The organism is Tardiphaga sp. 709 (genome assembly GCF_032401055.1).
Classification (GTDB): domain Bacteria; phylum Pseudomonadota; class Alphaproteobacteria; order Rhizobiales; family Xanthobacteraceae; genus Tardiphaga.
Map to the genome: position 1 here is coordinate 1490457 of NZ_CP135529.1, position 25100 is coordinate 1515556.

General features: G+C 62.3%; 20 protein-coding genes. 11 read left to right on the forward strand and 9 right to left on the reverse strand.

Annotated features, from left to right (window positions below; genetic code table 11):
• The first annotated feature begins 1 nt into the window (after position 1).
• The 3 genes from RSO67_RS07670 to RSO67_RS07680 all read left to right on the forward strand — a co-directional run bounded on the left by RSO67_RS07670 (position 2) and on the right by RSO67_RS07680 (position 3895).
• Positions 2–1141 (forward strand): thiolase C-terminal domain-containing protein, encoded by a 1140-nt coding sequence (locus tag RSO67_RS07670; protein ID WP_315843004.1) that lies wholly within the window; start codon positions 2–4, stop codon positions 1139–1141.
• 201 nt (positions 1142–1342) lie between these two features.
• Entirely contained in the window at positions 1343–2266 is a 924-nt protein-coding gene (locus RSO67_RS07675) for an SDR family oxidoreductase (RefSeq protein WP_315843005.1), read from the forward strand.
• A gap of 327 nt (positions 2267–2593) precedes the next feature.
• Positions 2594–3895, forward strand: a complete 1302-nt coding sequence (locus RSO67_RS07680) for an MFS transporter (RefSeq protein ID WP_315843006.1) — start codon at positions 2594–2596, stop codon at positions 3893–3895.
• Between the two features lie 56 nt (positions 3896–3951).
• Here RSO67_RS07680 and RSO67_RS07685 read toward each other — a convergent pair whose 3' ends face one another.
• Entirely contained in the window at positions 3952–5184 is a 1233-nt protein-coding gene (locus RSO67_RS07685; protein WP_315843007.1) for a tetratricopeptide repeat protein, read from the reverse strand.
• Positions 5185–5488: 304 nt separating this feature from the next.
• On the opposite strand from RSO67_RS07685, the gene RSO67_RS07690 reads away from it, so the two are divergent.
• Positions 5489–6610 (forward strand): SMP-30/gluconolactonase/LRE family protein, encoded by a 1122-nt coding sequence (locus tag RSO67_RS07690; RefSeq protein WP_315843008.1) that lies wholly within the window; start codon positions 5489–5491, stop codon positions 6608–6610.
• Positions 6611–6783: 173 nt separating this feature from the next.
• Here RSO67_RS07690 and ppc read toward each other — a convergent pair whose 3' ends face one another.
• The 6 genes from ppc to RSO67_RS07720 all read right to left on the reverse strand — a co-directional run bounded on the left by ppc (position 6784) and on the right by RSO67_RS07720 (position 15184).
• The gene (gene ppc / locus RSO67_RS07695) at positions 6784–9561 is read right to left on the reverse strand and encodes a phosphoenolpyruvate carboxylase (protein ID WP_410001874.1); all 2778 of its coding nucleotides are present in this window, start codon (positions 9559–9561) and stop codon (positions 6784–6786) included.
• A gap of 246 nt (positions 9562–9807) precedes the next feature.
• Positions 9808–10731, reverse strand: a complete 924-nt coding sequence (locus RSO67_RS07700; protein WP_315843009.1) for a DUF1932 domain-containing protein — start codon at positions 10729–10731, stop codon at positions 9808–9810.
• A gap of 5 nt (positions 10732–10736) precedes the next feature.
• Positions 10737–11711: a tripartite tricarboxylate transporter substrate binding protein gene (locus tag RSO67_RS07705; protein WP_410001819.1), complete on the reverse strand. Its 975-nt coding sequence runs from the start codon at positions 11709–11711 to the stop codon at positions 10737–10739.
• A gap of 59 nt (positions 11712–11770) precedes the next feature.
• The gene (locus RSO67_RS07710; RefSeq protein WP_315843010.1) at positions 11771–12565 is read right to left on the reverse strand and encodes a transporter substrate-binding domain-containing protein; all 795 of its coding nucleotides are present in this window, start codon (positions 12563–12565) and stop codon (positions 11771–11773) included.
• Between the two features lie 22 nt (positions 12566–12587).
• Positions 12588–14132, reverse strand: coding sequence for an acyl-CoA synthetase (locus RSO67_RS07715; RefSeq protein WP_315843011.1), 1545 nt, complete (start codon positions 14130–14132; stop codon positions 12588–12590).
• A 242-nt stretch (positions 14133–14374) separates the two neighbouring features.
• Positions 14375–15184: a crotonase/enoyl-CoA hydratase family protein gene (locus RSO67_RS07720; RefSeq protein WP_315843012.1), complete on the reverse strand. Its 810-nt coding sequence runs from the start codon at positions 15182–15184 to the stop codon at positions 14375–14377.
• A gap of 113 nt (positions 15185–15297) precedes the next feature.
• On the opposite strand from RSO67_RS07720, the gene RSO67_RS07725 reads away from it, so the two are divergent.
• Positions 15298–16170 carry an SDR family oxidoreductase gene (locus RSO67_RS07725; RefSeq protein ID WP_315843013.1) on the forward strand — a complete coding sequence of 291 codons (873 nt, stop codon included), beginning with the start codon at positions 15298–15300 and terminating at the stop codon, positions 16168–16170.
• A gap of 66 nt (positions 16171–16236) precedes the next feature.
• On the opposite strand, the gene RSO67_RS07730 is transcribed toward RSO67_RS07725, so the two are convergent.
• Positions 16237–16644 carry a hypothetical protein gene (locus tag RSO67_RS07730; RefSeq protein ID WP_315843014.1) on the reverse strand — a complete coding sequence of 136 codons (408 nt, stop codon included), beginning with the start codon at positions 16642–16644 and terminating at the stop codon, positions 16237–16239.
• 129 nt (positions 16645–16773) lie between these two features.
• Between RSO67_RS07730 and RSO67_RS07735 the strand changes: the two genes are divergently transcribed.
• From RSO67_RS07735 to RSO67_RS07750, 4 genes are all read left to right on the forward strand, one after another.
• The gene (locus tag RSO67_RS07735) at positions 16774–17580 is read left to right on the forward strand and encodes a helix-turn-helix transcriptional regulator (protein ID WP_315843015.1); all 807 of its coding nucleotides are present in this window, start codon (positions 16774–16776) and stop codon (positions 17578–17580) included.
• A 109-nt stretch (positions 17581–17689) separates the two neighbouring features.
• Positions 17690–19267 (forward strand): fatty acid--CoA ligase, encoded by a 1578-nt coding sequence (locus RSO67_RS07740; RefSeq protein WP_315843016.1) that lies wholly within the window; start codon positions 17690–17692, stop codon positions 19265–19267.
• A gap of 213 nt (positions 19268–19480) precedes the next feature.
• Positions 19481–21013: an SUMF1/EgtB/PvdO family nonheme iron enzyme gene (locus RSO67_RS07745; protein ID WP_315843017.1), complete on the forward strand. Its 1533-nt coding sequence runs from the start codon at positions 19481–19483 to the stop codon at positions 21011–21013.
• Between the two features lie 48 nt (positions 21014–21061).
• Positions 21062–21466 (forward strand): DUF4399 domain-containing protein, encoded by a 405-nt coding sequence (locus RSO67_RS07750; protein WP_410001820.1) that lies wholly within the window; start codon positions 21062–21064, stop codon positions 21464–21466.
• Positions 21467–21586: 120 nt separating this feature from the next.
• Here RSO67_RS07750 and RSO67_RS07755 read toward each other — a convergent pair whose 3' ends face one another.
• Entirely contained in the window at positions 21587–22075 is a 489-nt protein-coding gene (locus RSO67_RS07755; RefSeq protein WP_315843019.1) for a phasin family protein, read from the reverse strand.
• A gap of 476 nt (positions 22076–22551) precedes the next feature.
• Between RSO67_RS07755 and RSO67_RS07760 the strand changes: the two genes are divergently transcribed.
• Together RSO67_RS07760 and RSO67_RS07765 are read left to right on the forward strand one after the other, a co-directional pair.
• Positions 22552–24093 carry a WS/DGAT/MGAT family O-acyltransferase gene (locus tag RSO67_RS07760; RefSeq protein WP_068735749.1) on the forward strand — a complete coding sequence of 514 codons (1542 nt, stop codon included), beginning with the start codon at positions 22552–22554 and terminating at the stop codon, positions 24091–24093.
• Positions 24094–24102: 9 nt separating this feature from the next.
• A complete protein-coding gene (locus RSO67_RS07765) occupies positions 24103–25098 on the forward strand; it encodes an alpha/beta hydrolase (protein WP_315843020.1) in 996 nt (331 codons plus the stop codon).
• Positions 25099–25100: the final 2 nt, after the last annotated feature.

Sequence of the window (25100 nt, forward strand, 5' to 3'; positions counted from 1 at the left end):
CATGCGCAGAAACGCAGTCGCCGTTGTCGGCGCAGCCGAGACCACCGAGCTCGGCGTCATCCCCAACATGTCGCAGATCCAGCTTCACGCGGATGCGGCGCTCAACGCTATCAAGGATGCCGGACTGAAGCTGTCCGACATCGACGGCATCGCCACCGCGGTCGAGACACCGCAGCAGATCGCGCATTATCTCGGCATCACCCCGACCTGGGTCGACGGTACATCCGTCGGCGGTTGCTCCTTCATGCTGCATGTTCGCCACGCGGCCGCCGCGATCGAGGCCGGTCTGTGCAAGACCGTGCTGATCACACATGCCGAGTCCGGCAAGTCGATGATCGGCAAATTGCCGCGCTCGATTCCGGCGGACAGTTTGCAAGGCCAGTTCGAGGCGCCTTACGGCGTCTACGGTCCGCCGAGCATGTTCCCGATCCCGGTGCTGCGCTACATGAAGACCCATGGCATCACCCATGAGCAGATCGCGTCCGTCGCCGTGTTCCAGCGCGAATGGGCGGCGAAGAATCCGCGCGCGATGATGAAGGCGCCGATCACCGTCGAGGACGTGCTGAACTCGAAGATGATCGCCTATCCGTTCCGCATCCTGCAATGCTGCCTCGTCACCGATGGCGGCGGCGCGCTGATCCTGACCTCGGCCGATCGCGCCAAGGATTTCCCGAACAAGCCGGTCTATATTCTCGGCACCGGCGAGAGCGTGGAAACGCCGATGGTCAGCCAGATGAAGACCTTCGATTCATCGCGCGCCTTCACCGTGGCCGGACCGACCGCATTCCGCGAGGCAGGGATTGCGCATAAGGACGTCGATCACCTGATGATCTACGATGCCTTCGCGCATCTGCCGCTGTATGGTCTCGGCGATCTCGGCTTCATGCCGCATGAGGAAACCGGCCAATTCATCGCCGACGGCAACACCCGCCCCGGCGGCAAGCTGCCGATGAACACCAATGGCGGCGGCCTCAGCTATATGCATTCCGGCATGTACGGCATGTATGCGCTGCAGGAAAGCGTGCGACAAATGCGCGGCATCGCGCCGGCGCAGGTGCCGGGCGCGAAGATCTCCGTCTGTCACGGCGTCGGCGGCATGTTCGCTGCGTCGGGCACGGTCATTTTTACGAACGAGAAGTAAACGCGGTGCCTTCTCCCCGCTTGCGGGGAGAAGGTGGCTCGAATGCGCGAAGCGCGTTCGAGACGGATGAGGGGGACTATCCGCAAGCGCGGAGCAAGCGGATAGTCCCCCTCACCCGCCCCGGCTTCGCCGGGACGACCTCTCCCCGCAAGCGGGGAGAGGTTAGAAAACATCAATCACACCACCAAGAGGAACCACCACATGGCATCTACCAAATCACTCGACGGCAAGGTCATTGTCGTCACCGGCGCGGGTCGCGGCATTGGCCGCGGCATTGCGCTGCTCTGCGCGGCTGAAGGCGCCAAGGTCGTCGTCAACGATCCCGGCGTCGGCACCGACGGTTCGGGCGGCGATGGCGCGGCTCCGGCCGAACAGGTCGTCGAGGAAATCATCAAGGCCGGCGGCACCGCCGTTGCCAACTTCGAGTCGGTCGCCGAAGCGATCCCGGCCAGCAAGATCATCAAGCAGGCCGTGGACACCTACGGCAAGATCGACGGCGTGGTGAACAATGCCGGCATCCTGCGCGACGCGATCTTCCACAAGATGTCGATCGACGCTTTCGAGATGGTGATCAAGGTCCATCTGATGGGCTCATTCTACACCTCGCATGCTGCCGCGCGTTACTTCCGCGAGCAGAACTCCGGCTCGTTCGTGCACTTCACCTCGACCTCGGGCCTGATCGGCAATTTCGGCCAGGCCAACTATTCGGCCGCCAAGCTCGGCATCGTCGGCCTGTCGAAGTCGATCGCGCTCGACATGGGCCGTTTCGGCGTCAATTCGAACTGCGTCTCGCCTTTCGCCTGGAGCCGCATGATCGGCAGCATCCCGACCGAGACCGAAGCCGAGAAGGCCCGCGTCGAGCGCATGCAGCGCATGGGTCCGGAAAAGATCGCGCCGCTGGTGGCGCATCTCCTCTCCGACGACGCCAAGGAAATCTCCGGACAGATCTTTGCCGCCCGCATGAACGAGATCTTCCTGATGGGCCAGTCGCGCCCGCTGCGCTCCATCCACCGCGCCGAAGGCTGGACCCCGCAGAGCCTCGCCGAACACGGCATGCCGGCGCTGAAGTCGTCGTTCTACAAGCTCGACCGTTCGGCTGACATTTTCAGCTGGGATCCGGTCTAACCACACTCTCCGTCATGGCCGGGCTTGTCCCGGCCATCCACGTCTTGGCGACCAGACAAAAGGCGTGGATGCCCGGGACAAGCCCGGGCATGACGTGGAGAGGTTGGCGCCCTCTTGCCGCCGACACAGCGACCATCTTCACGCCCCTGAATTTAAAACGAAACAATATTGCTCAAATAGCCATGCATATCGGTCTTATCTGACCTGATATCGCGCTAATTTCGTCATAAAGAATTCAAACGCCGCCCAAGACCGGCTATGCACCCGTAAACAACGGGTTTGACGTCACGCATCTGCGGACGAAACCGCATTTGCTGGACGAACATCATGACAGATCACGCGGGCGCGATGCCCTCCGCGGCCATGCCGCATTCCAAGCCGCTGAATTCCCCCGCCCGCGTTCTGCTGGCGAGCCTGATCGGCACCACCATCGAATTCTTCGACTTCTACGTTTATGCCACCGCCGCGGTGCTGGTGTTTCCAAAACTGTTCTTCCCGGCCGGCAATGACACCGCGGCGCTGCTCGCGTCCTTCGCGGTGTTCTCGATCGCGTTCTTTGCGCGTCCGTTCGGCGCCGTCGTGTTCGGCCATTTCGGCGATCGCGTCGGCCGCAAGACCACGCTGGTCGCAGCATTGCTGACCATGGGCATCTCCACCGTCCTGATCGGTTTGCTGCCGACGCATGCGCAGATCGGCCTTGCAGCGCCGCTTCTGCTGGTGCTGTGCCGTTTCGGCCAGGGCTTCGGCCTCGGTGGTGAATGGGGCGGCGCGGTGCTGCTCGCCACCGAGAACGCGCCGGAAGGCAAGCGCAACTGGTACGCCATGTTCCCGCAACTCGGCGCGCCGCTCGGCCTGTTCCTGTCGTCCGGCACGTTCTTCATCCTGTTGCACTTCGTCTCGCCGGAAACGTTCCTGAGCTGGGCGTGGCGCGTGCCGTTCCTCGCCTCCATCGTGTTGATCGCCATCGGATTGTGGGTGCGCCTGTCGATCACCGAGACGCCGGAATTCCAGAAGGCCATCGAGAAGGCCGAGCGCGTTGCTGTTCCCAGCATGGAGCTGCTGCGCAAGCACAAGCGCAGCCTCGTGCTCGGCACGCTGGTCGGTCTGATGACCTTCGTGTTCTTCTATGTCTGCACGGCCTATCTGCTGTCCTACAATGTCGGTATCGCGAAGATGTCGCTGCTCGACGCGCTCAAGGTGCAGATCGCCGGCGCCGTCGCCTTCGGCACCACTAACATCCTGGCCGGCCTGCTTGCCGACAGGATCGGTCGCCGCACGCTGCTGATCGCCAATTGCCTGATGGTGATCGTGTTCTCGTTCTTCCTGGCACCGCTGCTGTCAGGCGGCGTGGCGGGCATCTATGCCTTCGCGCTGATCGGTCTGGCGATCTTCGGCATCAATTACGGCCTGATCGGCGCCGCACTCGCGGCACCGTTCCCGACCACGGTGCGTTACACCGGCGCGTCGATGACGTTCAACCTCGCGAGCATCTTCGGCGCCTCGCTGGCGCCTTATATCGCCACCTGGCTGCAGGCAAATTACGGTCTCGCTTACATCGGCTATTACGTGCTGGCCGCCGCGGTGATCACGCTCATCGCTATCTTCGTGTCAGACAAGCACGAGGTTTGAGCGCGCTCGCATAACGATCAAAAAGGGGCAGCGCTGGCGCTGCCCCTTTTTGTTTGTCAGTTCGACGCCTGCTGCCGTTTGAGTTCATTCCGCGCCGCGTCGCGCTCGAATTCGCCATCGCCCCGGCACATCTCGGCGGCCTGTTTCAGATAGGGCAGCGCCTCCTGCGGCTTGCGCTTCACCATCAGATACTGGCCAAGATAGAACGACACGCCGCAAGCCCCGAAGTCGTCGGCGAGCCGCATGTCCTTCATTTTGGCGAGCATCTCGTCGCGGGTCATCTGGCCGAGATAGACCGCCACCATCGGCCATGGCCAGCCCTCGCGATCGAGCGTATCGGTATTGCGCTTCAACTCGCCCATGTCGTAGTCGCCGCTGCGTGCCCGCGCGATATAGCGCAGCAGCTTGGCCAGATCGTATTCCGGCGTCTTTGCCACCACATCGCCGAAGTCCGCTCCGGCTTCTGCGAAATGCCCGGTGATGAAATGAGCGTGGGCGCGCCGGTTGCGGATGGTCGGATCATTCGGCCTCAGCTTCAGCGCAGCGTCATAGTCCGGGATCGCGCTGGCAAAATCGCCCTTGCGCGAGAAAGCGATGCCGCGATCGACGTAGGAATGCGGGTCGTTCGGATTGGCCGCAATGGCCTGGCCGAGATCCGCAATCGCGCCGTCATTATCGCCGCGATCCAGCCGGAGTTCGGCGCGGCTGAGATGAAGAAATCTATCTCCGGGCTTGAGCTGTACCGCCGCGTTGAAGTCGGCCATGGCCTTGTCGAATTCCTTCTTCATGAAATAGGCGCCGCCGCGAAATCCCAGCGCCAGGAAGTCTCCGGGATCGAGGCGAATCGCTGCCGAGAAATCCGCGATGGCACCGTCGACATCGGACAAGCCTTTGCGCAGCAATCCGCGCCCGCGATAGTAGTGCGGCATGTCCGGTTTGAGACGAATGGCTTCGTCGTAATCCGCGCGCGCATGGGTAACGTCACCCTTGGATTCATAGGCGCTCGCGCGCGTGGCATAGGCGAAGGCATAGCGTGGATCAAGCGCAATCGCCTTGCTGGCATCGGCGATGGTCGAATCGAAATCATTCAGACGGTCATAGACCAAAGCGCGTGCCCCATAGGCATAAGCGTAGTCCGGCTTCAATGAGATGAAAGCCGTGAAGTCGGCGAGCGACGCCTCCATATGGCCGAGTTCGAAGTTCCCGACGGCACGAAGGCGAAGCGCTTCGTCGCGCTCGGAATCCGTTGCGCCAGGACGATCGATGATATCGCTGCAGCCTGCGATCATCCGCTGATCCATCGGCGGGCGACATCCATTATCCGCCTGCGCTGAGAATGACGTCACGAACAGCAACGCCACGGAAGCGGCTGCAAAGCGCATGTGACAGCGAAACGACGGCATGGGAACCACACATCAGCATGAGGGATTTGGCCATTAGTCTCGTGGAACTATCAAAACGTTCACTGCGCTGCGATGCGCGCTTGTGCACCGCCATGATCGCGCGGCAGCATCGAATTGTGTAGCATCGACGTCGCAACGGTATTTAGACTGCTGGCAATAACTGGAGCAAACCAGAAAAGCCGGGAGGACGATGATGCCAACTCAGCTCGACGCGAACGACGCAGCTCAACCCGCCGCAATATCCAACTCACTCAGTCGCAGAAAAATCCTGAGCGGCGGCGCTGCACTGGCAGCGACGACGCTGATCGCACCTGATGCACTCGCGCGCAACTTTGGTCGCGGCGCGGAACCACAGCGCTATCCCGATCCCGATATCGTCGTCATCGACGCCAATCGCTTCAAGGCGAAAGTCGGCAACACCGTCATCAAGCGGCTCTATACGGGTTGCCTGTGGGCGGAGGGACCGGCGTGGAATGCGCAGGGGCAGTATCTGATCTGGAGCGACATCCCCGCCAATCGCCAGTTACGCTATCTCGACGATGACGGCCACATCTCCGAGCGCTTCCGCTATCCATCCGAGGAGAGCAACGGCAATTCGTTCGACACCGAGGGCCGCCAGCTCTCCGCGCAGCGCACGCGCCTCGTCCGCTTCGAGCACAATGGCAGCGTGACGACGCTTGCTGAACAGGCAAACGGCAAGCCGCTGAACGGGCCGAACGACATGGTGGTCAATCCGATCGACAAGGCGATCTGGTTCACCGATCCCGGCTACGGCGCCATCAATCTCTATGAAGGGCAACGCGCGGCGCCGGGCGTCACGCAGCCGCACCAGAAGGAAGCGGTGTATCGCATCGACCCCACGAACGGCCAGATCGCCAAGGTCGCGGACGATCCGTTCAAGCCGAACGGTTTGGCGTTCAGCCCGGACTACAAGAAGCTCTATGTCTGCGACACCGGCATCACGCATTATCCCAATGCCAAGAACGTGGTGTGGCAATACGACGTGGACGGCGGCAAGCTCAGCAATGCGAAGCCGCTGATCGACATGACGCTGGATGGCAAGTCCGGCTTCCCTGACGGACTGCGCGTCGATACCGAAGGCAATATCTGGGTCGGCGCTGGCTGGGTCGGTGACGGCTATGACGGAGTGCAGATCTTCGCGCCGGACGGCCAGCGGATCGGCCAGATCAAGCTGCCGGAAACCTGCGCGAACGTGTGTTTCGGCGGCAAGAAGCGCAACCGGCTGTTCATGACGGCGAGCCAGTCACTCTATGCGGTCTATGTGGAAACGCAGGGCGCGCATTTTTGTTGAGGGGCGCTTCCTTATCCCTCCCCCTTGCGGGGAGGGTGGATCGAACGCGCAGCGTTCGAGACGGGTGGGGGTACCACGGGCGACAGCGCTTGTGTCGCCCCACCCGTCCGGCCTTACGGCCGGCCACCCTCCCCACTGCGCACAGCTTCGCTGTGCTGGAGGGAGGGAAAGAACTACCCGCTATTCCGCAGTCCCGCCGAGATGCCATTGATCGTCAGCTGAATCCCGCGCAGCACCTGCTCGTCCGGATTGTTCGCGCGATGCTCCTTGAGCAACTCGACCTGCACATGGTTGAGCGGATCGAGATACGGAAAGCGATTGCGGATCGAGCGGTCGAGCAGCGGGTTGTTTTGCAGCAGGCGCTCCTGCTCCATGATATCCAGCAGCGTCTCGATGCACAGATGCCACTCGCCGCGGATGCGGCCGAAGATGGTCTCGCGCAGCTTCTGGTCGGCGACAAGCTCGGCATAGCGCGAGGCGATGGCGATGGAGCTCTTGGCCAGCACCATGTCCATGTTGGACAACAGCGTGCGGAAGAACGGCCATTCGCGGTGCATCTCCTGCAGGAAGGCCATGCCCTTGTCGGGATGATTGGCGAGCCATGCCTCGATGGCGCTACCGAAACCATACCAGCCGGGCAGCATCAGGCGGCACTGCGCCCAGGAGAACACCCACGGGATCGCGCGCAAATCCTCGATGGCACGGGTCTTCTTGCGCGAGGCCGGGCGGCTGCCGATATTCAGCGTCGAGATCTCGTTGATGACGGTGGATTCCCAGAAGTAATCGACGAAGCCTTCGGTCTCATAGACGAGGCCGCGATAGGCCTTGAAGGCCAGTTCGGAAATCTCCTCCATGGCTTCGAGATATTCGCGGCGCGGGGCGCTGTGCTTCGGCGCCAGCAGGCTGGCTTCCAGCGTTGCAGCCGCGAGGATCTCCAGATTGTTGCGACCGACCTCGGCGTTGGAATATTTGCTGGAGATGATCTCGCCCTGCTCGGTGATGCGGATCTGGCCGTCCACCGCGCCGCCGGGCTGCGCCAGAATCGCATCGTGGCTCGGGCCACCGCCGCGGCCCACAGAGCCGCCGCGGCCATGGAACAACCTGAGCCGGATGTGATGCCGCTCGAACACTTCGATAAGCTCGATCTCGGCCTTGTACAGCTCCCAGCCGGACGTGACGAAGCCGCCATCCTTGTTGCTGTCGGAATAGCCGAGCATGACTTCCTGCACCGCGCCGCGGCTGTCGACCAGCTTGCGATAGTCGTGCAGCGAGAACATGCGGTCCATGATGGCTGCAGAGGCCTGCAAATCCTCGATGGTTTCAAACAGCGGCACGATATTGATGGCGCTGCGGCCGGAGCAATCCACCAGCCCGACTTCCTTCAGCAGCACCGCGACTTCGAGCATGTCGGAGACGCCCTTGCACATGGAGATGATGCATTGGGGAATCGCGGCTGCGCCGAATTTAACATGAACCTGCGCCGCCATACGGAACAGTGCGAGTTCGCCTAGCGTCTCATCGCTGTATTTGACGAACAGCGAACCGAGCGGCCGCGCGTTCTTCAATTCATTCGTCAGCAGCGCGATGCGCGCTTCCTCGCCGAGCGCGAGATAGGACGTGCCGGGCATCGCCGCGTCGATCAGTTCGGCGACGGTGCGCTCATGCACCGCGGAATTCTGCCGGATGTCGAGGCTGGCGAGATAGAAGCCGAAACAATCCACCGCGCGGCGGAGTTGACGCAGCCGGCCGCGGGCGATGACAGCGGAATTATCAGCGATCAGCGAACGATCGAGCACGTCGAGATCGGCCTTGAACTCCGCCGCCGATGCGTAAGCCGGCGCATCGCCCACCGCCGCACGGCGGTTCGGCAATTCGAGCGCATGGGCCGTCGCCGCCATGCGGGCATAGACGCCGGAGATCGCCAGACGATAGGGCTCACCAGCGCGATGCGGCGATGGATCGGGAGAGCGTTCGGCCAATGCGCGCAGTTCATCGGAGACATCGGCGAGATGCGCCGCCATCGACAGTTCCGCGCCCAGCGTGTGGAGTTCGTCGAGATAGAAGCTGAAGGCGCGCCTGCTCTGCAGCATCATGGTGCCGCGCATCACATCTGCCGTGACGAACGGATTGCCGTCGCGGTCGCCGCCGATCCAGCTGCCCATGCGCAGGAATGAGCCGAGTTCGGCAGCGCCGCCCTGCGCGCGCAGGCTGTCCTCCAGCGCGCAATGCAGCCGCGGCACTTCACGCAAAAACGTATAATCGTAGAACGACAATCCGTTGGCGACCTCGTCGAGCACCGTCAGCTTGCTCCGGCGCAGCAGATTGGTCTGCCACAGCGTCACAACGGCGCGGCGCAATTGTTCCTCGGACGCCTCAATCTCCTCGGCAGTGAGCTGCATGCGCTCGCGCCGATCCAGCAATGCCGCGATTTCCATTTCGCGGTCGATGGTGCTCTTACGGCGCACTTCCGTGGGATGTGCGGTCAGCACCGGCGAGATCAGCGCCTGTCCGAAAAACTTGCTGAGCAGCGCCGCGTCGATGCCGGCCTCGCGCGCGCGCTTCACCGCATGGGCCAGCGTGCCCGATGCGTTAGCCGCATTCGCGCGCTGCGCCCGCATCCGGCGGATGTTGTTCTGGTCCTCGGCGATATTGGCGAGATGCGAAAAGTAGCTGTAGGCGCGAACGATGCGCACGGTCTCGGCGATCGACATGCCGTCGAGAATGGCTTCGAGCTCACGGCGCGCCAGCTTGTCCTCGTCGCGGTGAAAACGGACCGAGGTCTGCCGGATGTTTTCGACGAGGGCGAATACCGCCTCGCCTTCCTGATCCCGAACGGTATCGCCAAGGATGCGGCCAAGCAGCCGGATGTCCTCGCGCAGCCGGGCGTCGGCCTCCTGGTGAGCAGGATCGTCACCGCGCTGGGATGCGGGTTCTTCGGTGGACAGGGTCAGGGACACAAGGACGCTCCAGGAAGTTGCCGGCGCCCCATTTGGTCGCAAGTCATGCTGCGACGCAAGACGAAGTTGTGTGGGCGTGACGATCGACCGGCCCCTCAGTTGTCGTCCCCGCGAAGGCGGGGACCCATAACCTCCGACAAAGAAACATAGACGGCGGAGCCGCGGCGATCCCGCTGCAACTATAGCCTCGGTGTGTATGGGTCCCCGCCTTCGCGGGGACGACAACCGCGTTTACGGAACTCACCCCTTCGGCTTCACCTTCGCCAGAATGCGATCCGCCTCGGTGCGCCAGTCCGCGCTGCGCGCAAAACCCGCCTCGCCCTGGGTGCCGAATAGCCCGTCATCGGCAAGATCGGCGACCCAGCCCTGCCGCTCGGCCGTCCCCTCCGCCGACCATGGCGTGAGCCCGATCTCACGTACGGTCTCGGCGACCTCGCGGACTTCCTCGCTGCGGCGGCGGCCGTGCTCGATGACACGCTGGAAGAAATAGGCGCCCTGCTTCTCCCAGTCGATGGATGGAAACGTCTCGACCAGCGACGCGATCACGGCGTCCTCGACGCCATAGGCGCGTGCGGTGGTGAAGCTCTCGATCACCATGGCCTCGAGGCCCTTGATCATGATGCTGCGGCACATCTTGGTGGCCGAGGCGACGCCGAGCTTGTCGCTGGCGACTTGCGCATCGAAGCCGATGGCATTGAGCAGCGGCGCGAGATCACGCGCGCCGGCGCCGCCGAGCAGCAGCGGCACCTTGATGCGGTATGGCGGGATCGAGGTCATGACCGCGCCCTCGACATAGCGGCCACCGCCACCGTCGATCAGTGCAGCCGCACGCTGCTTGGCGCCGGGCGATGCCGAGTTGAAATCGAGAAACCACGCCTGCGGCTTCAGACCCGGCACGCAAGCCTGCGCCGCCGGCACGGTCTGGCTCGCGGTCACCGCACAGACGATGAAGTCGGCGCGTGAGGCGAGATCGGCATGCGAGGATGCGAGCGTGACGCCATGGGTCTCGGCATGATCGCGCAACGGCCCGGCATCTGCGCCGTCGAGTTTGAGATCATAGGCGCTGACTGACATATCCTGCTTGCGCAGGTCTTCGGCGAGAATGCGCCCAACTTCGCCATAGCCGATCAGGCCGACGTGCCACTGGTTCGAACGTTCAGTCATGCTTCTTACTGGACCTTGATGTTTGCCGCCTTCAGCACCGGCCCCCATTTGTCCGCTTCGGCATGCATGAACTTGTCGAAGTCTGCGGGCGAGGAACCGACCGGCGTGGCATCGATCTTCTTCAGCGCCGCCAGCACCACCGGATCCTTCAGCGCCGTCACCAGATCCGCATGGATCTTCGCCACGACATCGGCCGGCATGCCGGCAGGTCCGAGAAAGCCCCACCACACTGCCGTATCATAGCCGGCGACGCCGGATTCGGCGACCGTCGGTACATTGGGCAGTGCCGCAGAGCGCGTCGCCGTCGTCACCGCCACGGCACGCACCGCGCCGCCTTCGAGCTGGCCGACGATCTCGGGCAGCGGATTGATGCTCATGGGAATGTCGCCGGCAATCACCGCGGTGAGCGCCGGCGCACCGCCCTTGTAGGGGATCGAGACGATCTTGGTGCCGGCCATATGGTTCAGCAATTCGCCGGCGAGATGCGCCGAGGTGCCATTGCCCGACATGCCGTAGGACAGCGAGTCCGGCTTGGCTTTCGCCTGCGCCAGCAATTCCTGCAGGTTCTTTGCCGGATTGTCCTTCGACACCACGATGGCCAGCGGCGAATAGGCGACTTCGCTGATCGCGGTGAAATCCTTGAACGTGTCGTAGGGCAGCTTCGGATAGAAAAACTGATTGAGCGGATGGCCCGATGCGACAAGGATCAGCGTGTAGCCATCGGGCGGCGACTTCGCGAGCGCCTGCGAGGCGATGATGCCGCCGGCACCCGGACGGTTGTCCACCACCGGCTGCTGGCCCCAGGTCTTTGACAGCGACTGGGCGAAGGTCCGCGCCAGCACATCGACCGCACCGCCAGCCGCGTAGGGCACAAGGATCGTCACCTGCTTGCTCGGAAACGTCTGGGCGTGCAGCGACGGGCTGGTGAAGGACAGCAGCGCAGCCGCCGTGGCGATGGCCAATTTCATAGGCGCAGGCATGGATCGTCGTCCCTCTTGTAATATTGCGCAACAATCTCGTGTCGTTGCTACTTGATGTGCTACTTGGCCGTGGTCGCAGCGCGCAGCCCGGACCGTGCGATGGCCGCATCGACCAGTCCCTGCGCCTTCACATCCTCGGTGAATTTGCGGACAAATGCCATCCCCTCATCGCGCCCCCTGGGGATCGCGATGGCATGCCGCTCGACGCCCCAGCGACCGTCCAGCACCTTCGCCCCCGGGGCCTGTTCTGCGAGTTCGAACAGCGTCGCCTTGTTGGTGGCAAACACATCGATGCTGCCGGCCATTAGCAGGCCGGGCGCAAGCCTGATGGCCGGCACGCGAACAACCTCGGCATTCTTCAAATCGCGCGACAGCACCGCATCGGATGAACTTCCGGCGGTGACGCCGACATGGACGCCTTTGACATCGACATCATCAGCCCCCGCAACCTTGGAATCCTTCGCGACGAGATAGCCGAGGTCGCTTTCCAGATAAGACGGGCCGAAATCCATGTCGTTCGCACGCACGGCCGACGCATTGGTGAAGGCGGCATCGACGGCGCCTGTCTTCACCGCTTCGAGAACCTCGGCATTCCTGGAGAACACCACCGGTTCATAAGGCACGCCCAATTGCCGCGCGAGCTCCTTGCCAAGATCGTAGCCGACACCACGCGGGCCTTCGGTTTGCGATACGAGAATAGACGTCGGTGTTCCCGGATAGAGTCCGACACGCAGCTTCCCGCTTGGGGCGAGGATCTGCTTAGGCTCAAGATCGACGGCAACTGCAGGGCTAGCAAACGCCATCATCAAGAGAGCGACCGCCGCGATCTGCGCGGCAAGTTTGTTTCCAATCATTGCCACGCGCATCATCGACCTCCTAGATCGTCCGCCCAGCCTTGGCCCAATAGGGATCGCGCAGCCGGCGCTTGAAGATCTTGCCGGAGTCTTCGCGCGGTAGATTGCTCTGGATCTCCATCTGCTTCGGCACCTTGTAGTCTGCCAGCGCCTTCTTGAGGTCCGCGCGCACCGTCGCAAGATCGAGCACGACGCCCGGCTGCGGCTCGATCACCGCCATGAGGGACTCGCCGAATTCCTCGTCGGGAATGCCGAACACGGCGCAGTCATGCACGCCGGGAAGCGCATGTAGCGCGGATTCGATTTCTGCGGGATAGATATTGACGCCGCCGGAGATCACCATGTCGCGCTTGCGATCGCAGATGAAGACATAGCCGTCGGCATCGAGATAGCCGACATCGCCTGAGGTGATGAAGCCGTCGCGGTCAATCTCGGCGCGCTTTTCCGGCTTGTTGTGATAGGTGAAATCCGGATTGCCTGCGATGCGCGAATAGATTTCGCCGATCTCGCCTTGCGGCAGGATCTCGCCATCATCGCCGAGGAAACGCAATTCCGCGCCGGGCGCGATCTTGCCGACGGTGCCGGGCTTCTTCAGCGCATCTTCGGAATTGGCGAAGGTCACCGCGCCGGATTCGGTGGAGCCGTAGAATTCGTAGATCACCGGGCCCCACCAATCGATCATCGCTGTCTTGACGTCGGCCGGGCACGGCGCGGCGGCGTGGATGATGTGGCGTAGCGACGACATGTCGTATTTCTTACGGATATCCTCCGGCAGCTTCATCAGGCGGATGAACATGGTCGGCACCATGAAGATGGTGTCGATCTTCTCGTCCTGTACCACGCGCAGGAATTCTTCGGGATCGAAGCGCGGCATCAGCACCAGCGCGCCGCCGAGGCGACCGGCGCGTAGCGCGAAGGCATTGGGGGCCGAGTGATAGAGCGGTCCGGGCAGCAAGGCGCGTGCGCCAGGCTTGAGACCATAGACGCGTGCACGCATCTGATCGGCGGAGGCCGCCTGCTCCGGTGTCGGCGCGAAACGGCGCACGCCCTTCGGATGGCCTGTCGTGCCCGATGTGTAGATCATGTTGTGCGGCTGCGGCAGCGCGGGGCCGTCATAGGGCGCCTGTTCGGTCAGCCAGCTCTCCAGATCGATGGCGCCGCCCGGCGTACCGAGACGCGCGGGATCGACCTTGTAATTGGCGAAGATCTCCGGCGGCGTCGGCACGCTCAGCGACACAATGCCTTTCGGGATCGCCTCGCGCAACTGATGCAGCATATCGGCATGGGCGATCAGGATGTTGCTGCCGGAATCCTTGATCACATAGGTGATCTCCTCCGGCTTGAAGTGCCAGTTCACCGGCACGCCGTAGGCGCCGAGCTGCGCCACCGCATAGGCCGCTTCGAGAAACGCGATGTCGTTGCGCATCAGGATGCTGACGCTGTCGCCCTGCTTGACGCCGAGCCGCGACAACCCGCCGGCGATGCGGCTCGCGCGTTCGGTCAGTTCGGCAAAGTCGCGACGGCGATCGCCTGAGATGACACCTTGAAACAGGGAATTTGTCGACATGGATACGTTTCCGGATTTTTGTTGTTTTTTGTTTTAGCGAGACTTCAACGCCGTCATTGCGAGGAGCTCTTGCGACGAAGCAATTCAAAGCTCCGTCATGGCCGGGCTTGTCCCGGCCATCCACGTCTTAGAACTTGGCCAAGACGTGGATACCCGGCATTCGCCGGGCATGACGATGTACTGTGTGGCTGACTCTGCGAACCGCATTTTCGGTCAGACTCTCGGGATGGGGACGGAGTTTTTCAATCCACAAATCTCGGCGCGCGCTTCTCGATATTCGCGCGCACGGCTTCGGTCTGGTTCGGCCCGCCCATCAGCCTCATCTGCTCGACGGATTCGGCGAGCAGCGCCGGGCCGGGATCGACCGTCAGATTGTTGAGCATGCGCTTGGCGGCACGGATCGCGTCGGGGCTCTTGCCGGCGATCTCGCGCGCCGTCTCGAGTGCCGCGGCACGCGGGTCATCGCAGACGCGCGTGGCGAGGCCGTAGCTCAGTGCTTCCTGTGCCGAGAAGATGCGGCCGGTGTAAGTGAGGTCGCGCAGGATGTCGTCACGCACGAGGCTGGCGAGGATCGGCGTGCCGGCCATGTCGGGCACGAGGCCCCATTTGATTTCCATGACCGACATCCGCGTGTCGGGCGCGAGAAACCGCATGTCGGCACCGAGTGCGACCTGGAAGCCGCCGCCGAAGGCGACGCCATGAACCGCGGCGATGACCGGGACCGGCAATTGACGCCAGCCCCACACCGCCTGCTGGGAGTGATTGCAAAGACCGTGCGTGCGCAGCGCGAGGTCGCGCTTCTGACCGCCGCCGATACCGTCGCCGCCATTATCGTTCATCGCGGCGAATCGTCCCATGTCGAGACCGGCGCAAAACGCCCGACCCTCGCCCGACAGCACCACCGCGCGTAGGCCCTTCTCACGGCTCAGGCGCTCGGCGGTATCGACCAATGCCGCGAACATCGCCGCATCCAGCGCATTCATCTTGTCCGCGCGGACCAGCCGAACATCGGCAACGCCGTCCGTCATGGACACAGAGATGCGGTCTTCCATGGGAGGTTTCCTTCCTAGACTTGTTCTTATCGTCGCTTTACAGGAAAGCGTTGTCGGGATTTAGTCAATCAACTAATTAATCCGTCCGCATCCTCTTAAATCAGGTGGCTCCCATGTTCAATCAGCAGCTTCTCGCAGGCCGGAAAATCCTCGTCACAGGCGGCGGCACTGGCCTTGGCAAGTCGATGGCGGCGAAATTTCTCGAGCTCGGCGCCGAAGTGCATATTTGCGGTCGCCGCAAGGCTGTATGCGACGAGACTGCAACCGAGCTGATGGCGGAATTTGGCGGCAAGGTCACCAGCCACGGCGTCGACATCCGCGATGCCGCGGCGGTCGATGCGATGATCGAAGGCATCTGGGCCGACGGGCCCCTCACCGACCTGATCAACAATGCCGCCGGAAATTTCATCTCGCGGACACAGGACCTGTCGGCGCGCGGCTTCGACGCGGTCGCCAACACGGTGATGCACGGCACGTTCTACATGACTCACGCGGTCGGCCGGCGCTGGATCGCCGACAAGGTGCCGGGCAATGTGGTCTCGATCACGGTGACCTGGGTGCGCAACGGCAGCCCCTATGTGGTGCCCTCCGCCATGAGCAAATCGGCGATCCATGCCATGACCATGTCGCTGGCCACCGAATGGGGCCGCTACGGCATCCGCCTCAACACCATCGCGCCCGGTGAAATCCCCACCGAAGGCATGAGCAAGCGTATCAAGCCCGGCGACGAGGCCGGCGCACGCACCCGCGCGCAGAACCCGATGGGCCGCGTCGGCAAGATGGAAGAGTTGCAGAACCTCGCGGTGTTCCTGATCTCCGGCGGCTGCGACTGGATATCAGGCGAAACCATCGCCATGGACGGCGCACAGGCGCTCGCCATGGGCGGCAACTTCTATCAGCTGCGCGACTGGTCCGATGCCGAATGGATCCAGGCACGCGACAGCATCAAGGCGCAGAACGAAAAGGACAAGGCGCAGCGGGGGTAAGAGCCGCAAAATAATTCGACTGGCAGCGAGGCTTTCCCATGCGGGAGGCCTCGCTTTGTTTTTTGATCAACGCGCTGCCTGTAACCGCTCGCGCGCAACCCTCATGGCCTCGTCCTCGGACGCAACAACCGCGGAGTTGATGCCGAACGCCTTCGTCACAAGTGCGGACTGGGCTTCCACGAGGACGCGTGTGACGGCATTCGGCTCAACGGCAATAATGGCACGGCAAAGCAGCGCGAGCGTCGCTTTGTTGCGCTTGAGCCAAAGCCCCCTCGCTTTGCGATCTTCATGCGCCTCCTCATGGTGATGATGACTGCCCATGATCACGACGAAAGGCTGCTTGCGGCCGATGAGATCGTCCATCTCGACCTCCCACTGCGCCGCACTTCCCGGCTGGATCTCATCATGCCGGACCCACACGATCGGGAACGCCGCAACATCGTGAATGAGAAAGGCACCGTTATCGAGGCTCATCGTCGTCTCCTGACTGTTCGTTGATCTGCATGCGGAGATAGACCCGGTCGCTCAAACCCGTTAACGACATTCGGACGCAAAATAATGAGAACCGGCCAGGCTGGAGCGGTTCTGAAAAGGCATGGTGTCATGACCTCGCTCACCGAGCGCCTCGACGGACCATCCGCAATCGCTATCTGGGGCAGCGATGAGCCCGGTGATGCATTTCGGCTCGGCACCCGCGAACTCGACTGGCATCATCACCGCCGCGGCCAGTTGTTCTGTATCGAAAGCGGATTGATCCGCCTGCACACGAAACAGGGCTCGTGGCTACTGCCGCCGCAGCGCATCGGCTGGCTGCCGCCCGGGCTCCATCACAAGGTGACCCTGAGCGGTGTACTGAGCGGATGGGGCGTGCTCCTGACGCCGGCCGCGAGCCGGACATTGCCGTCGCAGCCCTGCGTCATGGGCGTCAGCGATCTGCTGTGCGCGCTCGTCAGGCGCGCTGCGGGTTGGACGAATGCGGATCGGCTCACGCCGGCGCAGACGCGCGTCGTGGCCGTGCTGCTCGACGAAATCCGCGGTGCGCCGCAGGAGCCGCTGCATCTGCCGATGCCGACGGATACCCGCGCCTTGCGTATCGCCAATGCGCTGATCCGGCGGCCGCATGACGCGCGCACGCTGCATGAGCTTGGCGAATGGGCTGGCCTGTCGGAACGAACGGCACGTCGCATCTTCATGACGGAGACCGGCATGGGCTTCACGCAGTGGCGGCAGCAGGCGCGTCTCACGCTAGCGCTGGAACGGCTGGCCGCTAATGAACCCGTCGCAGATGTGGCCGAAGCGCTCGGCTATGCCACGTCCAGCAACTTCATCGCAATGTTTCGTCGCGCCTTCGGCGAGCCGCCGGCGCGTTATTTTGCAAAACAGCGTAGGACGACGCACAACGTCGGCTGAACGACCTCCCGGCATCTGTCTCACCGCACCGCAGCACTTTTCCCGTCTTGTCAGCACAACCGGACGCCCTCACACTCGCCGCAACTAATAAACTGCGGGAGGGAGACACATGTCCGTTGCGCAAGCGGCCACGCTGGCCGATGTCATTCGCGTGCAAGCACAGACGCGCGGCGATTCAATTGCGCTGGTGTTCGAGGGCCGCGAGACCAGCTACAGATCACTCGGTCGCAATGCCAATCGCGTCGCCAACGGGCTGATGGCGCTCGGCGTCAAGCCCAATGAGCGCATCGCCTATCTCGGCAAGAACAGCGACCTCTTCATCGAACTGCTGATTGGCGCCGTGAAGGCCAAGGTGGTGACGGCGCCGGTGAACTGGCGGCTCGCCGGACCGGAGATCGCCTTTATCGTCGATGACGCGAAGGCACAGGTGCTGTTCGTCGGACCGGAATTCGTCGATCTCGTCCGCAGCCTCAAGCCACAAATGCCGGGCGTGCGTATCGTCATGACCATGGAAGGCGGCGCAACCGAGTGGCAGGACTTTACGGCCTGGCGCGACGCGCAGAGCGAGCGCGACCCGAACCTCACAATGACCAAGGACGATGTCGCGATCCAGCTCTACACGTCGGGCACCACGGGCAAGCCGAAAGGCGCGATGCTGTCGCACAACAATTTCCTGTCACTGCTGCGCATCGGCAGCACCGATGAGAACCCGGACTGGAACGTCTGGACCGACACCGACGTATCGCTGGTGGCAATGCCGGTGTTCCATATCGGGGGCGTCGGCTGGGCAGTGTTCGGGCTCTATCACGGCGCCAAGGGCGTAATCGCGCGAGAGTTCGACCCGAACAAGGTGCTCGATTTCTTCCACGACTACGGTATCAGCAAACTGTTCCTGGTACCGGCGGCCATGCAGTTCATCGTGCGGCAACCGCGGGCGCGTGAGATGGATTTCAGCAAGCTGCGCTACATTCTCTACGGCGCATCGCCGATCCCGGCGGCGCTGCTAAAGGAATGCATCAGCGTGTTCGGCTGCGGCTTCGTGCAGATGTACGGGATGACCGAGACCACCGGTACCATCGTGGTGCTAGCGCCCGAAGACCACGTCGAGGGCCGCGACTGCATGCGTTCCGCCGGCAAGGCGCTACCGGGGATCGAGATCGCCATTCTCGATGTCGACGGCAAGCCGCTACCAACAGGTGAAGTCGGCGAGATCGCGACGCGCTCGGCGTCCAATATGGTCGGCTACTGGAATCTGCCGGACGCCACCGCGCGCACGCTGGGTCGCGACAATTGGCTGCGCACCGGCGACGCTGGCTATCTCGACAAGGACGGCTTCCTCTACATCCACGACCGCATCAAGGACATGATCATCTCCGGCGGCGAGAACATCTATCCAGCCGAAGTCGAAAGCGCGATCTGCGATCACCCCGATGTGGCGGAGGTCGCCGTCATCGGTATTCCCGACGATACATGGGGCGAAGCTGTGAAGGCCGTGGTGGTGCTGAAGTCCGGCAAGGAGCTCAGCCCAACCGACCTGATGAAGTTCACGCGCGAGCGCATCGCGGGATTCAAGGCGCCGAAGACGATCGACTTCATCGCAGCATTGCCACGCAATGCGTCGGGTAAGATCCTGCGACGACAGTTGCGCGATCCGTATTGGGTCGGGAAAGAGCGGCAGGTGAACTGAGAACCTGTTTCGCTGCCGCCGTATTCTATCGGCGCCGGGTATATCGATACAGCGAATGCGAGGAACTTCGTCATCTCGCTACCGCGCGGCTCCTCGGGGATTCGCCAAGTAGCGTTTTCAGCCAATTGTCTGACCGAGACGTTGGGCGTAGCGTCATGACGGTCGACCGAACGGCTAGTGAACCTCGTGTGTCCGTTGTAGAGGCGCGAAGTCATGCGCGGCGAGATTCGTGACATCAGTTCAGGCAGGGGCAAGGACCCCGCCACCCCGCGCGTCGGAACGCCGCGTCGCCTTGCGGCGATCGTTGTGGGGGACATCTGCGGATATAGCCGCCTCATGGAACTCGACGAGGAAGAAACGCATGCGCGCGTCAAGCGCATCGAGCGTGACCTCATCGAGCCGAGCATTACCGAGCACGACGGCAAACTCGTCAAAAGGACCGGCGATGGGTTCATTGCGATATTCGACAGTCCGGTCGAAGCCGTTCGGTGCGGAATCGTCATCCAGCAAAGCATGATCGGGCGCAACGCTGCGCTGCCGAAGAGCTCCTGGATCGAATATCGCATTGGCGTCAATCTGGGAGACGTGATCATCGAGCCCAATGACGTCTTCGGAGATGGCGTCAATATCGCTGCGCGCCTCGAGGGGATCGCCGACCCCGGCCAAGTGTACATCTCGGGTGGCATCTACGAGCAGATCAAGCACAAGCTCGTCTGCGGCTACGAGTCGCTTGGAGATCGCAAGATCAAGAACATTACCGACCCGGTGCGCGTTTACCGGGTGCTTCCTGATCCGGCGGCCTTCAACAAGGCGCGGAAGCGGCGTGAACATGTTCTGATCGTTTCGTTTTGCGCCATCCTGCTGGCTCTCGCAGGCGCCGGCGCCTGGTACATGAGGGCTTACCCGCGCGGTGAAATCGGCAATCAGGCGTCAGCGCCCGCGGCGCCTCCGCAAGAGACAGGGAATACAAGCACCCGATCAGCGCCCGCGCCCGCCGCCAAGCAAGCCCGGCCTGAACCTGCTCCGGCGGTAACGCCTGCCCCGCCCCCGCCGCCAGCACCACCAAAGCCGGTCATAGAGCCCGTCATGGTCCCACTCCCTGGCGGGACCTTCGCGATGGGCAGCAATGACGACATATCGGAAAAACCGGTCCACCAGGTCACGATCAAGCCCTTCGCCATCAGCAAGTATCCAGTCTCGGTTCGGGAGTGGAACGCATGCGCTGCCGCGAATGCATGCGCGTTTCTGGTGACAGGGCGGGACGACATTCCGGTCACCGATGTGAGTTGGACCGATGCCAAGCAGTTTGTCGCGTGGCTTGCGAAGGAAACGCAAAAAGCCTTCCGGCTCCCGAGTGAAGCTGAATGGGAATATGCCGCCCGTGGCGGCACGCAAACGAAATACTGGTGGGGCGATCAGCTGCAGCCCGGCATGGCCAATTGCAAGAACTGCACGGATGCCACCGCCGAACAGCCGCTCAAGCTGGGCACCCTGAAGCCAAATCCATTCGGACTCTACGATATGGGTGGCGGCGTCAATCAATGGACAGAGGATTGCTGGCACAAGAACTATCAGGGTGCCCCGCAGAATGGTTCGCCATGGGTCGAGAACGACTGCGTCTCGCACGTCATTCGATCAGGCTCCTGGAAAAACGATGCGCGTTACGTCCGACCCGCAAGCCGCGATGGCTACGACACCAATGTGCGATATCCGACCCACGGCTTCCGGATTGCCATTTCGTCCTGAGACCGCCCCCGAAGGAAAGGCTGCGTCATGAGGATCACCGGGCTCATCATGTTGTCCGCCATGCTGTCAACGGCGCCCCTTGCAGTCCATGCGCAAGGAAAGTCCGCTCCGAAAGACGCGGTTCTCTATTTCGTGTGGCCGCAGGACAAAGCGGTGATCAAGGGCGGGTTCTGGTGTCGCTTCGGTTTGCGCAACATGGGTGTGACTCATGCAGGCGATAATTTCCAGAACAGCGGCCATCATCATTTGCTAATCGATGTGAATGACCCGCTCGATCCCAAGGAACCGATCCCGCAGGACAAATCGCATCTCCATTTCGGAGCCGGCCAAACCGAAGCACGCATCGAATTGCCCCCCGGCAAACATACGCTCCAGCTCGTGCTGGGAGACGGCGCTCATTATCCCTTCAACCCGCCCATCGTCTCGAACAAGATCACCGTGACAATCAAGTGAGCATGCTTCCGACGCCGGGACGCGCGGCGTGCTCTGCCGGAACGACGAAAAAAAGGCCCGCTTGCGCGGGCCTTTCGAATTCATGTCGCTTGATCGCGTGTGGATCAGGCGCTCGCTATATCAGGCGCTCTTGGCGAACGACGTCGCCTTCGAGAAGTTGTCCTGCGCGCTCTTGGCGCCTTCCGACACGAGCTTGCCGAGATATTCGGTCGAGGCCTTGGCGCGCGAGCTCAAAACTTCGCCATGGGCACGCACGAGATCGGTTTGCACCTGGAAGGCTTCGGTCAGCGATTTCGCCGAAGCGAGCTTGTCGATGCCAGCGAAGAACGACTGGACGTCGGCATAGAACGCGTCCTGAACGTTGCGGCTGATCTTGGTGGCTTCGCTCACCGAGTTCGACACGGCGGTCTCGATGGCGGAGGTCACCTTCTCGGAATTGGCCTGGAAGTCAGCGGCCTTTTCCTGGGCAGTGCCGGCAGCGCGCTTGACGAAGTCACGGGTCGCTTCGGGCACTTCAAGGTTCTGCAGCTTGGTGAACGCCTCGGTGACGGGCGCGAAAGCCTGCTTGACGTTGTTCAGCACGGAATTGGTTTCGGTTTCGATCGTCATGTTCGTCTCCATCCTCGGGTTTCAGCCATCCTTGAAATAAGGCTCGGCTCACCCCGTCCCGCCGTTGTGGGCCCGGGGTGCAACTTCTATGACATAGTAAATAATGCACTGCAACATCGATGGTGCATCGCAACATCACAAACCCGTGATATGCCCGGTAATCAGGCGGCGCCTGATGCATTAACGGGCTACCGCCAAAGCTCAGAAGCGGAAGACCAACTGACGTGTTGATTTAGCTTTATAATTTAGTATTTCGAGCCGCAGATTCTCCGGATATCCAACTGGGCAAGGCAAACGGCGCCTGCCCTTTAAGTCGGCAAACCGCCCCACAACGCCTCGGCGACCCCAGCCTTAAGTCGTGGGCCTGGCCGGTCTCCAGCCTCGCCTTTGCCATTGCATATTCGCCCCGCGCGCAGGCACACTCATCGGTAGAGCGCCGCAAAGGCGTCGGTGACCATGCGAGGGAGGGACGTATCATGGCGGAAGCCAGCAGGAAGCTGTCCTCAATGGACGCGTCGTTTCTGTATCTGGAAACGCCGGAGATGCCGATGCATGTTGGCAGCATGGCGATCTTTCGCCTGCCCGAGGACTACAAGGGCGACTTCTTCGAGGACTTCAAGGCGATGATCGCCTCGCGCCTGCATGTGGCGCCGATCCTCAAGGCCCGGCTGGAAAAGGCCCCGCTGGATATCGACCACCCCTCCTGGGTCGAGGACGACCAGTTCGACATCGACCGTCACATCTTCCGCGGCAGCCTGCCCGCGCCCCACGACCGTCCCACGCTGGAGCGCATCGTCGGCTGGATGCATGCCAAGCTGCTGAACCGCGCCCGGCCGCTGTGGGAGTTCTACGTTTTCGAGGGCATGAAGGACAACGAGATCGGCCTGTATTCGAAGATGCACCATGCCTGCATCGATGGCGGCGCCGGCGCAGCCCTCACCAGCATGATCTATGACGTGACGCCGATCCCGCGCGAGATCGAGAAGCCGGAAGTGCGCGCGAAGCAGCGTCAGGAGCCGCGCGATATCGCAGCGAGCTTCATCGACTCCTACCAGCAGCTCTGGCGTCAGCCGCTGGAGAATTCCGGAAAAGGCATCGAACTGCCGCGCTCCGGCAAGAGCGATATCGGCTCAATCCTGTTCGACAACGCCATGTTCCAGATCGAGAGTGCGGTGAAATTCGCCGGCTCGATCCCGACCATGGTGAAGAGTGCCTCCGACGTGATGGCCAAAATCGCCGATCCCAAATCGCGCGACAGTCTCAACAGCATGCTGTCGCCGCCGACGCTGCTCAACAAGACGATCTCGTCCGAGCGCAGCTTTGCCGGCGTCTCAGTGCCGCTCTCGGCCGCGAAGGCCGTTGCCAAGCAGGCAGGCGGCAAGCTCAACGACGTTGTGCTAGCGCTCTCGTCAGGCGTTGTCCGGCGCTACCTCAAGGAAAAAGGCGCCCTGCCCGCCAAGTCCCTGACTGCCGCAGTGCCGATCTCGCTGCGCGAGGAAGGCAACACGGATTCCAACAATCAGGTGTTTGGCATGATCTGCTCGATCGCCAGCAATATCGAGGACCCGAAGGAGCGACTGGAAGCGATCATCGCGCAATCGACCAAGTCCAAGGAGATGTCGCATCCGCTGCGCGCATTGATGCCGCAGGTCTCCAACATCTCCATGCTGGGCGCACCGATCATGGTGCAGATCCTGGCACTGCTCTACAGCCGCACCAACCTCTCCGACGTGCTGCCGCCAGCGGCGAACATTACCGTGTCCAACGTGCCCGGCCCGCGGCAAACGCTCTACGCGGCCGGGGCCGAACTGCTGCACATCTTCCCGGTGTCCATCGCCACCCATGGGCTGGCGCTGAACATCACCGTCCAGAGCTATCGCGACCAGCTCGATTTCGGCTTCATCGCCGGCGCCAACATCATCCCGCATGTACAGGTGCTCGCCGACATGATGCCGGACGAATTCGCGCTGCTGCAGGCGGCGTTTGCGCCGCCCGACGTTCTCAAGACCGCCAGCTAGGGAACAACCATGATTGAAATGCCCCCGTTGCAGTTCGCCAAGCTGAATGGCATTCGCATGGGATATTACGATGCCGGCCCCATGAGCGACACACCGCCGATAGTGTTGTGCCATGGCTGGCCCGAAATGGCGTTCTCCTGGCGGCATCAGATCAAGGCGCTCGCTGCAGCCGGCATCCGTGTCATCGCGCCGGACCAGCGCGGCTATGGCGCGACGTCGCGGCCCGACGCCGTCGAGGACTACAGCATCGAACATCTCACCGGCGATCTCGTCGCCCTGCTCGATCATCTCAAGATCGACAAGGCGATTTTCGTCGGCCATGACTGGGGCGGCTTCATTGTCTGGCAGATGCCGCTGCGGCATCGCGACCGTGTCGCCGGTGTGGTCGGCGTGAATACGCCGCACACCGATCGCGCGCCGGTCGATCCGTTGCAGATCTACAAGAAGCGCTTCGGCGAGACGATGTATATCGTCCAGTTCCAGGATCCCGCACGCGAGCCGGATCGCATCTTCGGCGAGAATGTCGACAAGGCGTTCGACTTCTTCATGCGCAAGCCGATGCCGCGCAAACAACCCAATGTTGGCGAGGCGCCGGTCGGCGGAATCGGCGCGTCGTCGAAGACCAATCTGGCGTTTCCGCAAATGGTGGCTGGTTACGATCCCGCGAAGGATCCGCGCCAGAAGATTCTTTCCGACGAGGAGAAGAAGGTCTTTGTCGATGCCTTCAAGGAATCCGGCTTCACCGGCGGCATCAACTGGTATCGCAACATGAGCGCCAACTGGGAGCGCGCCAAAGGGCTCGATCACACCGTGCGCGTGCCATCGCTGATGATCATGGCGGAGAACGACGCGGTGCTACCGCCCTCCTCCGCTGACGGCATGGAAAACATCATTCCCGATCTGGAGAAATATCTGGTGAAGGACAGCGGTCACTGGACCCAGCAGGAGAAGCCCGACGAGGTCAGCCAGGTGCTGATCGACTGGCGGCGCCGGCGGTTCGGTTAAGC